The sequence below is a fragment of the Hydrotalea sp. genome (assembly GCF_049968455.1).
In the GTDB taxonomy this organism is placed as follows: Bacteria; Bacteroidota; Bacteroidia; order Chitinophagales; family Chitinophagaceae; genus Hydrotalea.
In genome coordinates, this window is record NZ_JBMFQT010000017.1 from 53,138 (window position 1) to 66,476 (window position 13,339).

A 13,339-nucleotide genomic window follows, 5' to 3' on the forward strand; every position below is an offset into this window, starting at 1 on the left:
CCCAGATTATATTGAATTTTTTCTACATAATTATAGGATATTATTCTAATACCGGGCTTAACCATTTTTCAGCTTCATCTAAACTCCAGTTTTTGCGTTGGGCATAATCTTCTAGTTGGTCACGTTGAATTTTTCCTACACCAAAATATTGGCTTTGCGGATGGGCAAAGTACCAACCACAAACAGCCGCACCGGGATACATGGCCAATGATTCCGTTAACTGAATACCGGTAGTTTCAGTAGCATTCAACAATTCAAATAATTTATATTTTTCAGTATGATCGGGGCAAGCCGGATAACCGGGTGCCGGACGAATACCTTGGTATTGCTCATGAATTAATTCTGCATTACTAAACTGCTCATCAGGTGCATATCCCCAAAATTCTTTTCTTACCCTGGCATGCAAACATTCCGCAAATGCTTCAGCCAAACGATCGGCTAAAGCTTGCAACATAATTTTATTATAGTCATCGTGTTGTGCTTCAAACCTGCGAATATGACGCTCAATGCCATGTATAGCCACAGCAAATGCACCCATAAAATCATCAGCAGTTTCCATATTTTCAGCAGGTTTCACAAAATCGGCTAAAGACAAATTAGGCTGATTGGCAGCTTTTTTAATTTGTTGGCGCAAACATTCTAAATGATAAGTTTTTTCATTGTGTTGCACCAATAGGGTATCTTTTTGGCTTGCTGCCCTGTAAAAGCCTATTGTTCCTTTTGCTACTAACCACTTCTCATTGATTATTTTGTCGAGTAGTGCGTTAGCATCGTTGTATAATTTGGTGGCTTCTGCTCCAACAATACTATCGGTTAAAATATCCGGAAAATTACCATGCATTTCCCATGCAATAAAAAAAGGTTTCCAGTCAATATATGTCCGTAATTCAGTTAATGGATAATCATCAAACACCCTATTACCAATGAACTGAGGTTTTACCGGTTTGTAATTTTGCCAGTTTATGTTAGTTTTGTTTAACAATGCATCGTGGTATGAAATATATTGTTTTACGGGTTTTTTATTCAAGAAATTTTCACGAAGTTGAACATATTCTTTAGCAGTTTGTTCAAGGAAAATATTTTTTTGATCATTACTTAATAAAGAGCCGGCTACAGTTACACTGCGTGAAGCATCTAAAACATGTACTACTCCATTGGGATATTCCGGTGCAATTTTTACAGCGGTATGAATTCTAGAAGTGGTTGCTCCGCCAATTAATAATGGTTGCTGCATATTGCGCCGTTTCATTTCTTTGGCCACATGCACCATTTCATCGAGCGATGGGGTAATAAGACCACTTAAGCCAATAATGTCAACATTTTCTTTAATGGCTGTATCTAAAATTTTGTCAGTCGGTACCATTACGCCTAAATCAATTACCTCGTAACCATTGCATCCCAATACTACTCCAACAATATTTTTTCCAATATCATGCACATCACCCTTAACGGTAGCCAGCAATATTTTGGCTGCACCTGCCGCTTCTTGATTAATGGTACCTGCTGCTAAATGCGCTTGTTTACGAACTTCTTTTTCGGCTTCAATATAGGGCGTTAAAATAGCCACGCTTTTTTTCATTACTCGTGCACTTTTTACCACCTGGGGCAAAAACATTTTACCGGCACCAAACAAGTCACCTACCACATTCATACCATCCATTAATGGCCCTTCAATTACATCTAAAGGTTGTGCATATTTTAAACGAGCTTCTTCGGTATCCACTTCAATGTAATCGGTAATACCGTTGATGAGTGCATGCTTTAAACGCTCTTCAACGGTTGCATTACGCCATGCTTCATCTTTAACAACCGTTTTTTCTTTGGTTTTAACCGTTTCAGCATATGCAATTAAGGCTTCCGTGGCTTGGTTGTGATCGTTGTTTCGGTTAAGCACCACATCTTCACACAACTGACGTAATGTGGGGTCAATTTCATCATACACAGCTAACTGACCTGCATTGACGATTCCCATATCCATACCTGCACGAATGGCATGGTACAAAAACACAGCATGAATGGCTTCACGAACCACATCGTTTCCACGAAATGAAAAAGATACATTGGACACACCACCACTTACTTTGGCTAAAGGCAATTCCTGTTTTATTTGACGAGTAGCTTCAATAAAATCAACAGCATAATTATTGTGCTCTTCAATACCGGTAGCAATGGCAAAGATGTTGGGATCGAAAATAATATCCTGAGGGGGGTAGTTTATTTTTTGGGTAAGAATTTCATAAGCCCGTTTACAAATATCCACTTTACGTTGTAATGTGTCAGCCTGCCCAACTTCATCGAAAGCCATTACCACAATTGCTGCACCAAAAGATTTACATACAATAGCTTGTTCAATAAATTTTGCTTCTCCTTCTTTTAATGAAATAGAGTTTACAATACACTTTCCTTGCACACACTTTAAACCTGCTTCAATAATGGCAAACTTAGAAGAGTCAATCATTATTGGAATTTTGGCTATATCGGGTTCTGCTTGCAACAAATTTAAAAATGTAGTCATAGCAGCAACGCCATCTAACATAGCATCATCCATATTTACATCCAATATTTGAGCACCATTCTCCACTTGCTGGCGAGCAACAGACAAGGCCTCTTCAAATTTGTTTTCGCGAATTAAGCGGGCAAATTTTTTAGAACCGGTAACATTGGTACGTTCGCCTATATTAATAAAATTAGTTTCGGGCCTTACTACCAAAGGTTCTAACCCCGAAAGTCGTAAATAAGGATGTATGACAATTTGTTCGCTCATAATTTATAATTACACGTATGCTATTAAATGAATTGCTTTTCTAAAACAGGTAACGGCCTAGGCTTTATGTTTTTAACATGCTCGGCAATGTGTTTAATATGATCGGGTGTAGTACCACAACAACCTCCTACTATGTTTACATAACCTTGCTTGGCCCATTCTTCAATAAAATGTGCTGTTTGGTGGGGCTGTTCATCATATTCGCCCATGGCATTGGGTAAGCCTGCATTGGGATATGCCGAAGTATAGGTTTCAGCCATTTGCGATAGTTCTTCAATATGACTGCGCATTTCGGCTGCACCTAATGCACAATTTAACCCAACACTTAAAGGTTGTGCGTGCATGATGGATGTATAAAAAGCTTCTAATGTTTGACCACTTAGGGTTCTTCCGCTGGCATCGGTAATAGTACCACTAATCATTATCGGCAATTCAGGTTTCTGTACATCGCGGAAATATTTTTTAATGGCAAAAATGGCGGCCTTGGCATTGAGTGTATCGAAAATGGTTTCAATTAACAGCACATCAACACCGCCATCTACCAAACCTTTTACCTGTTCGTAGTAGGCTTGCATAACTTCATCGAAGGTTACAGCGCGGTAGCCGGGATTATTTACATCGGGCGAAAGGCTTAATGTTTTATTTAACGGACCTATAGCACCAGCCACAAAACGCGGTTTGTTTGGATTTTTTGCTGTGTACTCATCTGCTACTTCTCGTGCACATTTTGCAGCAGCAACATTTAACTCGTAAGCTAATGCCTCCATTTTATAATCGGCCATGGCAATAGCTGTACTACTGAAAGTGTTGGTTTCAATAATATCGGCACCTGCCTCTAAATATTGCCGATGTATATTTTTAATAATATCGGGTTGTGTAAGGCATAATAAATCGTTATTGCCTTTTACTTCAACCGGCCAGTTTTTAAAACGTTCTCCTCTGTAGTCTTCTTCTTTTAAATGATGGCGCTGAATCATGGTACCCATGGCACCATCAATAATTAAAATGCGCTCTTGTAAACAATCTTTAATTGACTTCATAATCTTTTTATTGACACTTTACCAAATGATGTTTTGGCAAAGTTGTATTTATACAGGTATATAGCTTTTGCTATGAAGCTTTTTATTGAGCATTGAACAGAATGATGCAGTGTGCGACGCAACAAAAGCTTAATAGCATTGTTGTAGCCGGTTACCAAATGAATAAGATGAACGGTAGAACGATTGCTAAATTGTGCGGGAAATGCAGCTGCTTACCGTTTATTAGTTCACTTTTCACAGGCCGAACAATAAACAAATCCACCTGAAGTGGCGCAAAGGTAATACAAGATTTTGGGAAAAAATACAAACAGGTGTTAGTAGTTATTGATAGGTGCAATTAAATTGGATGGCGACTTTTTTGGCAACCCGATCGGCATGAATATTAAAATCGCTTAATTGCAGGGTAAATTTTGCTTTTGCAATAACTTTAGCGCCCTGTACTTCAATGGTACCATTAACGGTAATGGGTTTGGTTACACCATGCAAAGTTAAATTACCTTGAACAGTTGCCGGATAGACACCGTTTTTATTAAAGTTAATGTTTTGAATTTTGGTAATTTTTCCTTTAAAATCGGAACGTGGATAGGTGTTACTTTGCAAATAGTCGCTATTAAAATGATCTTGCATTTCGGCATACTGAAAAAAGAAGCTCTTAATTAACAAACTAAAAGTTATATCACCATTAGTGGTAATTCGGCTGGCGACTTCATTATTAACGGCACTTACATCATCATCGTTAGTGGCTACGAAACTAATTTGACCATTTCGGGTAACATAAGCTTTTTGTGCCTTAACAGTAACAATACTCAATGCAAAGCATAAGAAAAACAACATGAATTTTGTTGACATGGATTCAGATTTTTAAAAAAATTTATTGTTTTACCAATATTCCGTTATTCATTACCACATTCATGTCTGGAATATAGCCGGTGCATATTCCTTTAAAATGAATTGAATCGCCTACTTTAATATTTTGCGGTGCTTCTTTAAAAGTACAATTAATAGTTACCAGTGAATCGGCTGTATTGAAATCAATAACGGTTTGCCCTTGCTGATTGGTGGTAATTTGTGCAATACGCCCGGTTAATTCAATAGCCTTATCGAGGTATAATTGATTGGCTTGTTGTTCGTTTTCTTTAAACGCCTGATATAATTGTTCGGCAGTAAGGGAAACTGCTTTTTCGTTAGCTACATTGCGATGCGGTTTATTGTACACATAAATAACAAACCCGGTAGCTACAATAGCCACCACCAACAAAGCAATTAAAAAATATTTGAGCGTTTTTTTCATGAAGCCTTTTTTCTTTCATTAATGATTGAATAACCATTTTAAGCTGAAATAGTTGAAACTAACAGCATTTTAAAAATAATAAGCGATTGTTTGATAAAAAAATTATTTGTAACGGGCATTTAACCTTTAACATATTGTTGTACCGGTAAGCGATTAGCCAAGCTGCGTGCCAAGGTCATTTCATCGGCATATTCCAATTCACCGCCAAAGGCAATACCACGGGCAATGGTGGTTATTTTACAAGGCAAATGCTGTATTTTTTTTTGAATATAATATATGGTAGTATCGCCCTGAATATTGGGATTCAACGCAAAAATTAATTCTTCTACGGGTTCAGATTCCAGCCGATGCAATAATGGTTGAATGGTTAATTGATCAGGGCCTATGCCATCGAGCGGGGAAATAATGCCACCTAAAACATGATAGGTTCCATTGAATTGCTGCGTTGTTTCAATAGCTATAACATCGCGAATATTTTCAACCACACAAATTACGGCTTTGTTGCGCATGGAATTGGCACAAATGCTACAAATGTCACCATCGCTTATGTTATAGCAACGCTGACAAAATTTTATTTCGCGGCGCATTTTTGCAATGGTTTCTGAGAATAAGCTTACTTCTTCTTCGTTTTGCTTTAAAAGGTGCAACACTAAGCGCAGGGCAGTTTTCTTTCCTATTCCCGGCAATTTAGCAAATTGCGCTACTGCATTTTCCAATAAACCGGAGGGTAATTGCATGGCTCAAAGATACAATTTTGCTGCTTGAATAACAGATTGTTTAACGGAACATTACTTTTTATAGGTTAAATTCAAACTCATTATCCCAGTTGCTTTTGATGACAATTTTTTTATTTAAGTCGTACACAATTTCAGGTTGTCGGTGCTGTTTATAATTGCCGGTATCCCAAACACCATTTTGATTGGTATCGTACAGTATGCGAATATCATAATCGCCGGGGCGATACAGCTTGCGGTAAATTTCGTTGGAAGTTAGGGGAATAGATTCCATTATGGTATTGTTTTGCAGCAGTTGCAAAACGGGATGCTTTTGTAAATCGAGATGATTAAAGCGCATACGCAATGAACCATAATCAGATTCGTTTTTGGTTGAAAACCGAATAGTATCGGCTTTAGCCAATTGCACGTGATTGGTATCGGTGGCAGCATTTTTTTGCAAAAGCAGAATAAATTGTTCGGCTGCTTTCCAAGGATAGGTAATACTGCAAATGGTTTTTGTTGAATCTAAATGAATAGTATAACCTTTAATGGGTTTAAATGCTGTATCGAGCAATGCAATTGCAGAAGTATTTAAAGTATCTAATGGCGTACTAAATTTTAATTGCAATGCCGGGGTTAGCAAATCTTGTTTACCATTATCAAGGTTTAAAGCAAAGCGCAAACGTTTATGTTCTTCTTGATTTTTTTTAATTTGTTTGGCAGCAGGTGGTGCAGTGGCTTTGGCCGGTTTTTCCTTTTTCTTGGCTGCTTCAAAAGCATAAAAGGTTACCGGTTGCATATTGGAAGCAACAGTAATAGCAGCATCTAAAAATGCAAACATTTTGGTAGTATCATCGTAGCGTTTACTATAATCGTCGGGTAGCACATAAGCATTAAAAGTTTTAGCGGGCAGGTAATGAAAAGCAAAATGCCCCTTGCCGTTTACCCGTGCAAAATATTCCGGTGCATTTTTTATAACAGCAGTATCGTTTAAATTTTCATGCAATACCACAATTAAAGTAGAATCTGTTTTACCGGTTTCAGCAACAATAACATTTCCGGTAAAACTTAACGAATCTAAATAATTGCCGGTTGAAAATACGTAGGTAAAATTTTTAAGGATATTTCCTTCATTTACATCGCGAATAGCATTGCCGAAATTAATGGAATAAGTGGTGTTGGGTTTCAGTGTATCCTTTATTTGAATAGTTACATTTTTTAAATGTCCCTGAATGTTAGGAGTAACTTTTGGAATTGGCGATACAATTAAATTTTTTTGTAAATCTTTTACATCCACATACTCATCGAAAGTAAGCACAACTTTTTTGCTATTGAAGTCAAGCATTGAATCTTTAGGAACAGCCATTACCAGTTTTGGAGGCAAAGTATCTTTAGGGCCACCGGTAGGTGGAATAATATTGGCACAACCCGTAAAAGTAAAGGGTATAAAGAATGCAGCAATAATAACGACCCACAATAGCTTTTGCATGAAATGAATATTTTATTGTAGCAATACTTATTAAAATAGCTGCAAACTTAAGGTTTCAGTTGGGTTTTGCCAGTAAATAGAATGATAAAATCTATTCTTCACCTTCTTCTTCAACCGCATCATTTATTTCATGCAATGCAATGGCCAACTGATTATCTTTTACAAAATTGCACCAATGACAATCTTCTTTACCACAGCCGGTATAAAAATCGTGTGCCTGAATTTTTTCCCATGCTGTTACAATTTGCTGCTGAACGGTTGTTACATCGGCAGGGTTAATGACCAGTTTTCTTTTTACAAGTTGTCCATCTTTTCCTGGTTCCAAGAAATCGAATTCTGTACTAACTGCTTCCCAGTTTTTGGTAGCATCATAATCAACCAATATTTTATAAAACACCGCCTGACGCCAATAATCGCCACCTAAGGGATGTTTTTCAGTAGGCGGCTTAAGCTTTTCTTTTGCATTTTCAACACTGCCTGTCTTATAATCTACTACATTCACCATTCGGCCATCAAATTCCAGTTTATCTAATTTTCCTTTAATGGGTACACCATTTACCACAATATTTTTAATGGTATGCTCTACCACCACAATTTTATGCCAGGTTAATACATTTTCTTCATAATATTTGGTTAGAACAATATGTCCGTATTCTATTCGCCTATCAAACTGCTCTTGTGTAAAGCTTTCGCGATGGCGATGCATATACCATTCAAAATAACCAATAAAGTTTTGCAGCGATGGGAATTGCTTTTCAGGGTCGTCTTTCATTTTTTTGAACAACTGTTCTAAAGCATAGTGCACGGCAGAGCCAAATTCCGTTGCCTCGTTTTTAGGTGAAGGTATGCGAATGAGGTTTCGATAATAAAACTCTAAAGGACATTTTAAATAGTTATTTAATGCAGTAACATTCATTACAAATTTTTCAAGCATGCGGTTAATAACATCTGCTTCCATAGGTGCAATTTCAGGAGCACCCATGCCACTAAATAAAACTGCACGGAAATTGGCCAAAGTTGTTGCATCTATTTTCTTGTGTTCAATACCCAGGCTGGTTTGATCAACTAGTTCGGCTATAAACATAGATGGTTCCAACAATTTTCCATCATTACCATGTTCTGAAAAACTAATGGTTAAATATTGTTCTGCCCGGGTAACAGCTACATAAAAAAGCCGGCGTAATTCCTCTTCAATTTTATTTTTAGGCGTTGAAATAAAAAGTGTATCTGGAAAAGCAAACCCATTGTCGCTCTTTTTCTTTTTTTCCCAAAATGAAGCATTACAACCTGCTAAAAAAACGTGTGTATATTCTAAGCCCTTTGAACCATGCGCAGTTAAAAAATTTACCCCCTTTTCGTTACCGCTTACCTGTATCAAGGGTAGTTGAATTTTTTCTTTTTGCATTAAATCAATTAGGGTTACAAATTGTTTTAAGGTGATAAGAGGATTTCTTCGTGTTTCTTCCTTTACAAAATTGAATAAAGCGGTTAGTACCTGTAACAAATAAAATTTTTCAGGCTGCTGCATAATGTATTCTATAACACTTGCCTGCATAATAATGGTTTCGAACAAATGCTGTAATGTTACATTAGGAACCGCTGCAATTAAATTTTCTATTGTTGCAGAAACTTTTTGTAATGACGTATGTAATGATTGACTGAATAAATCTTTTGCCGGAGCATAGGCCTTTTCATACAACAATTTTCGAATAGAAGTTTTACGAGGAGTAAACTGAACATCTGCAACTTCTAAGGATAACTTGGCAATTTCGATGGGTGGAATATGAAACCAATTAAAATGTAAAATTTCAAACAACATTTCATCACCGCCAAAAGGAGTATCATGTTCTGCATTCAAATATTCCAGCATTAATAGAATTTGCCTGGCTAAAGGAATTGTGAATACATCTGTATTTTTTTTAGTGTAAACAGGAATATTCTTAACACTGCAATAGCGTGCAAGCTCTTCACCAAATTTGTGCTCTTTATAAATCACTGCAATTTTACCCGGCTCCACCCCATTTTGCAACAATTGTTCAATTTGCAGGGTAATACCCACCATTTCTTCCTGTTGGTTTTCATATTCATCAATAAGGGGCATTTGCCTTAAATGCGCAATAGCGGGATTAGCAGCCACTAAATCTTTGGACAAATTGGGAATTTGATTAATTAATCGTTCTTCATTTTTATTAATCAATTGCTTAGCGCTTTCTAAAATAGGTTGTGTGGAACGATAATTTTTGGTAAGAACAACGGTTTCAATATTATGCTGATATTGTTTTTGAAACAACAGCATGTTTTCAACATTAGCCCCTTGAAAGCGATAAATACTTTGGTCATCATCACCCACCACAAAAATATTTGGCTCATCCCAGTAATTAACCAACAGTTGTACTAACTTATTTTGTGTACCGCTTGTATCTTGGTATTCATCTACTAAAATATATAAGAACTGCTCCTGGTAACGCGATAATAGTGAGGGATTGGTTTCAAATGCTTGAATTACCCACTGAATCATGTCATCAAAATCGTAGCGGTTGTTTTCGTTCATTAACTGCTGAAATCGGGGGAATTCGCGTACTGCAGCTCGAAGTTTTTCCATTGAAGTTTTTTCTTCTTCAATTTTATTAAGTTTTAAATCGCCTGCTTTAAAATTCTTATACTTTCGTTTGTACACAAATTCATCTCGGTTGGGTAAGTCATTCAAATAATCATCAATGGCTTTTTCAATTTGCTGTATGGTCCAACCTTCACGTTTCATGGTGCTGAACAGGTTTTGCAAATTTTTTATTTCATAGTAAACATTACCTCGGTAACGTTTTATTGGATGATTTTTAGGCAACCCATCAATTAATTGTTTTAAAAATGCAATACGCTCAACATCCGATACAGGATCAAGCACCTGCTTTTCAAACATGGATAAATTTTCCTGAATAACATCATTACAAAAAGCATGAAAAGTATATATGTTTACGCGATAAGCATCGGGGCCAATGAAGCTCATTAAACGTTTACGCATGGCCACTACTCCGGCATCGGTATAGGTTAAACAAAGAATATTTTCCGGAAGTGTATCCGTCTCCAGTAATATTTTACCTATACGAGCTGAAAGAATTTGTGTTTTACCGGTACCTGGTCCGGCAATTACCATAACAGGTCCCTCTATTTTGTCAACTGCTTTACGTTGTTCATCATTCAATTGATTGTATATAAGTTGGAAATTTTGATTCAAATTCATATAAACACATTTAAATGCTGAAAAAAGCAATACCTTTTCAGGTATAAGCATACAAATATAAGCGCAGATTGAATTGATGTTTTTTGGAATTTATGAACACTGTTTACAAAATATTTTACAAACAAAAGCATTGAAGATTAAGTTGAATAACTATTTAAAGCATAGGAACAAGCAGTCATTCGTGAATAACAATTTAAAATGTGCGGGTATAATTTTTTTTAAAAAAATTATATTCTTTACCTGGCAAAAAAAGGAAGGTTTTACATTTTCATGCCCGGCATATTCATTTGCATTTCAGAACCATTTTTAAAAACAGCTTCGCTATTTAATAAGTAAGTACCATGGGTTACAACTACATCACCTTTGTTTAATCCGCTAACTACCACTATATTGTTTTTGTTTTGTGTACCAATCTGCACCATACGTTGTTCAAAAGTATGTTCCGAAGTTCTTACCCAAACCACATTTTTATTTTTGCCCAGCTGCAAAACAGCTTGTAATGGCAATATCCATCCTTGTTGCTTTTGAATTTTACTTATAACATAAGCAGGCATTCCGGGCTTTAGTAACTGTGTTTTATTGTTAAGCATAATTCTAACCAATGCAATATGTTGTTCATCGGATAAGAAAGGATTGATAGCAATAACTTTCCCATGCATGGTAACGGTAGGGAATTGAGGTAGCTGTATTTCTACCCAATCATATTGATGAATGGATAATTCATTGACTGCATAAACCTGTGCGTCGACATATACTGTACTTAAATCAGCTATATTAAACAATGGGGCGCCTTCATTCACATATTGCCCCTGCACAATAGGCAATTCAGTAAGTATGCCCGCCGCTGAACTATAAAATGTAGTTGTGAATGGAATATTTTTTAATAAAGGCAACTGAGCAATGTCAGTTTCTGACATACCCCATAATAAAAGTTTATTTTTTGCATTATTTACTAATTGCGCTAATTGTGCTGAAGGATGTGCTTTTTGCTGTTGATACAATTGCACATAGGACTGTTTAGCATTATTTAATTCTTCACTATACAAATCGTACAAAGGCATTCCCTTTTGCACAGATACTCCGGTTTGCCGTATATACAGCTTATCAATACGGCCATTTATTCGCGCTGTTATATTTTGTAAACCGGTGGGATTATATGTAACCGTAGCCGTTAAAATCATTTCATTGGCAATGGTACCTTGCTGAACAGTATCAGATTGAATATTTCCCAGTTCTAATTGTTCATTGGTTAAGTGAATTGCATTGTCGTGATGCATTTGTTTATCAACAGCAATCAATTCCATGTGGCAAATTGGACAAGTTCCCGGCTTATCTTGCTTTACCTGCGGATGCATACTACAAGTATAATAAACATTAGAAGAAGCAGTGTTTGATGAATTTTGTTTTTGCTTGCAAGCAGAAATCAAAAACAATATGGCATATATGAAAATTGTAATTTTTTTCATAATTATGATTTTAATTGAATGAAGCTTTCACTATCCACCAAATATTGAGCATCTGCAGCAACAGCTTCGTGGGTGGATAGGCCATCTATAATTTGAATTAGGTTTTTATATACAATACCTGTTTTAACTTTACGAGCCATGAATACCTCACCTGAACGAACAAAAACCACATTATTCATTCCAAGCGTTAACACAGCCTCTTTAGGCAACCACTGTGCAGTTCTATTTCCTGTATAAATTGTTGCTTTAACCAACGCACCAATGGGTATTTTATATTGTGTATTATCAAACAAAACTCTTAAGCTGGTAGTTTTGGATGTTACATTGTAATAAGGCTCAATTAAATGAATGGAAGAAGTGATAGGTGTTTGGGTATTGGTTTCTGCTGAAAAAACTACTTTATCGCCTTTTTTTACCAATGGAACATCTGAATCGTAAAGATTAAGTATTGCCCATGTTTTAGCGGGATTAAATACCTTAAACAAAGTGCTTCCTTTCATTACATACATTCCTTCTTTAATGGGTAACACGCCGGTTGTATTATTATAGTTGTTAATGGAATTTTGAGCACCACTAACATTCATACTATCGTCATTTAACAATACCGTACCGGCATAATTACTATACAATGTTACATGCATTAAAGCAGTTCGTGTTTGCTCAACGTATTGTAATTGACGTTGGCTCATCCCCATTAACAACAATTTTTGACGAGCCATTTGAATAAGCGAACTGTTATCAGCATCAGATGCCAATAGTTGTAATAAATTTTGTTGGGCAGTTACTAATTCAGGACTATAAATTTCAGCTACCTTAGCTCCAACACTAATTTTTTGAAAAGTTGAATTAATATACAGTTTGTCAATTCGTCCGCTTACATTACTTACAATACTGTATAAATAATCAGTATTGTATTGCACGTAACCCACTACATCTAACGAAATGTTTTCAGTTCGGGGCATTAAATGAATCATTGGCACATTGGCTACAACCTGATGGTTCACCGGCTTCAATAAAGCATTTAATGAAACGGTACCTTTTAATGAATCCGGTTTCAAAGGTTCTAATGGCATACTACAAATAGGGCAATTGCCCATTGTATCACTTACAATTTGTGGATGCATGGGACACGTAAATTTTTTACTGTTGCTTATGCTGTCTTTTGAAAGTTGATTGATATTATTCGGATTAGGAATTAATTGCATACCACATTTCGGACATTTGCCCGGTTCATCGGAAAAGAAACTATCCGATGGCATTGGGCAAGTATATGCATTAATCATTTTTCCGGCATCAGCATGATTATGCTGATTACAAGCCTGTAAAAAAAAGAGG

At 36.3% G+C, this 13,339-nt stretch carries 9 protein-coding genes; all 9 read right to left on the reverse strand.

The genetic code is table 11. The features are described 5' to 3' along the window. Positions 1–40: 40 nt before the first annotated feature. The gene (metH, locus tag ACP5P5_RS11765; protein ID WP_428286312.1) at positions 41–2,764 is read right to left on the reverse strand and encodes a methionine synthase; all 2,724 of its coding nucleotides are present in this window, start codon (positions 2,762–2,764) and stop codon (positions 41–43) included. A 23-nt stretch (positions 2,765–2,787) separates the two neighbouring features. Next, the gene (locus ACP5P5_RS11770) at positions 2,788–3,804 is read right to left on the reverse strand and encodes a homocysteine S-methyltransferase family protein (RefSeq protein ID WP_428286313.1); all 1,017 of its coding nucleotides are present in this window, start codon (positions 3,802–3,804) and stop codon (positions 2,788–2,790) included. 321 nt (positions 3,805–4,125) lie between these two features. Further along, positions 4,126–4,653, reverse strand: a complete 528-nt coding sequence (locus ACP5P5_RS11775) for a YceI family protein (protein WP_428286314.1) — start codon at positions 4,651–4,653, stop codon at positions 4,126–4,128. 22 nt (positions 4,654–4,675) lie between these two features. Next, positions 4,676–5,095, reverse strand: a complete 420-nt coding sequence (locus tag ACP5P5_RS11780; protein ID WP_428286315.1) for an OB-fold protein — start codon at positions 5,093–5,095, stop codon at positions 4,676–4,678. A 119-nt stretch (positions 5,096–5,214) separates the two neighbouring features. Further along, positions 5,215–5,832, reverse strand: a complete 618-nt coding sequence (gene recR, locus ACP5P5_RS11785; protein WP_428286316.1) for a recombination mediator RecR — start codon at positions 5,830–5,832, stop codon at positions 5,215–5,217. Positions 5,833–5,890: 58 nt separating this feature from the next. After that, positions 5,891–7,300 (reverse strand): Ig-like domain-containing protein, encoded by a 1,410-nt coding sequence (locus ACP5P5_RS11790; protein ID WP_428286317.1) that lies wholly within the window; start codon positions 7,298–7,300, stop codon positions 5,891–5,893. Positions 7,301–7,391: 91 nt separating this feature from the next. After that, entirely contained in the window at positions 7,392–10,538 is a 3,147-nt protein-coding gene (locus ACP5P5_RS11795) for an ATP-dependent helicase (RefSeq protein ID WP_428286318.1), read from the reverse strand. Between the two features lie 260 nt (positions 10,539–10,798). Further along, entirely contained in the window at positions 10,799–12,004 is a 1,206-nt protein-coding gene (locus ACP5P5_RS11800; RefSeq protein ID WP_428286319.1) for an efflux RND transporter periplasmic adaptor subunit, read from the reverse strand. Positions 12,005–12,006: 2 nt separating this feature from the next. Next, on the reverse strand, positions 12,007–13,339 hold a 1,333-nt coding region (locus ACP5P5_RS11805), incomplete at its 5' end, for an efflux RND transporter periplasmic adaptor subunit (RefSeq protein ID WP_428286320.1).

Bases quoted from the DNA above. Each gene is read 5' to 3' on its own strand.
- metH (WP_428286312.1), bottom strand. From the start codon at position 2,764: ATGAGCGAACAAATTGTCATACATCCTTATTTACGACTTTCGGGGTTA.
- ACP5P5_RS11770 (WP_428286313.1), bottom strand. From the start codon at position 3,804: ATGAAGTCAATTAAAGATTGTTTACAAGAGCGCATTTTAATTATTGAT.
- ACP5P5_RS11775 (WP_428286314.1), bottom strand. From the start codon at position 4,653: ATGTCAACAAAATTCATGTTGTTTTTCTTATGCTTTGCATTGAGTATT.
- ACP5P5_RS11780 (WP_428286315.1), bottom strand. From the start codon at position 5,095: ATGAAAAAAACGCTCAAATATTTTTTAATTGCTTTGTTGGTGGTGGCT.
- recR (WP_428286316.1), bottom strand. From the start codon at position 5,832: ATGCAATTACCCTCCGGTTTATTGGAAAATGCAGTAGCGCAATTTGCT.
- ACP5P5_RS11790 (WP_428286317.1), bottom strand. From the start codon at position 7,300: ATGCAAAAGCTATTGTGGGTCGTTATTATTGCTGCATTCTTTATACCC.
- ACP5P5_RS11795 (WP_428286318.1), bottom strand. From the start codon at position 10,538: ATGAATTTGAATCAAAATTTCCAACTTATATACAATCAATTGAATGAT.
- ACP5P5_RS11800 (WP_428286319.1), bottom strand. From the start codon at position 12,004: ATGAAAAAAATTACAATTTTCATATATGCCATATTGTTTTTGATTTCT.